Origin of the sequence: Streptomyces sp. NPDC053755 (genome assembly GCF_040677675.1) — a bacterium.
Lineage (GTDB): Bacteria > Actinomycetota > Actinomycetes > Streptomycetales > Streptomycetaceae > Streptomyces.
In genome coordinates, this window is record NZ_JBFASK010000090.1 from 1 (window position 1) to 1,019 (window position 1,019).

Annotated in this window: 1 protein-coding gene; it reads left to right on the plus strand. The window is 64.6% G+C overall.

Annotated elements, in window-relative coordinates; translation table 11 throughout:
* Positions 1-639 precede the first annotated feature (639 nt).
* Positions 640-1,019, plus strand: a 380-nt coding sequence (locus AB0K65_RS32360) for a hypothetical protein (RefSeq protein WP_365722876.1), incomplete at its 3' end; no start/stop codon positions are given.

Consider the following 1,019-nt stretch of genomic DNA (forward strand, 5'->3'; position numbering starts at 1 on the left):
GGGCGGCCAGGACGAGGCCGAGAGTCAAGGACAGCCGCGTGCGCGTGCGCACGAAAGGGCTGAGAAATCTGGGTGGCGGCGCGGACACGGCGGTCTACTCCCGTTAGGCCAGGTGGACATGGGCAGCACAGACAGCCCCAACGGCAGGCCGCGGGGCATAAGTGGGCACACGATCACACGCGCGACACAGGGAGTCCACAGGTGAAGGAGTTGCGAAAGCGTTATGAATGGCTTGCAACTACGCGGGTAGTCGGACGGGTTGTCCGACTTGCCCCTTAAAGCGGCGGGCCCCGAGGCAAATATGACGATCTGTCGACTCTAGGAGGAAGATCGTCAGCGGGTTGTTTTGGGTGCATTCGCACCGTGGGGCATCTCACGTCGAATCCGTGGCCCCTGCATTTTTCGTGTTGAAAAATACCGCGGACATGACAGAGAGTTCGCACGCACGCGCCTGAAGCAGGCGCGTGCTTTTGGTGTTTCCGCACCTTCTCTGTTGTCTGTTTTTCCTGGGTGGGAGTCGACGCGATGCGTTCTTCAGGTCCACCGTCATGGCTGGGGCGGGGACGCCTAGCCGTGACGGAGTCACAACGACGGCGCCGGCGGCTGAGCCGCACGGCGACTGTCCTCTTGTTGTCCTCGATGCTGACGGTCACCTCCCTGAGCTCCCAGGCGTTGGCGATTCCGGGCGACGGGATGAGCCGCGAGGAGCAGACCTCGCAGGTCGACCTCCCGGACATTCCCAAGAGCACGGAGCTCGAGGGTGATGAGACGCCGGAGCAGAAGGAACTGACGACGGCGCAGGAAGTGCCGGTCACGCCGTACGTGCCGAAGAACGTCACCCCCTGGGTGGCCGATCTCGGTACCGCCACGCTGACGGAGACGAGCGCGCCGGGCACCACGGTCCCGCTCTCGGCGAATCTTCCGATCGCGATCGGTGTTCCCGAGGGTGGGGACCCGGCCGCGGTGGACGGTCAGTGGAGTGTCGACCTGAAGCCGGTCGAGGCGTCGCAGGACGCCGG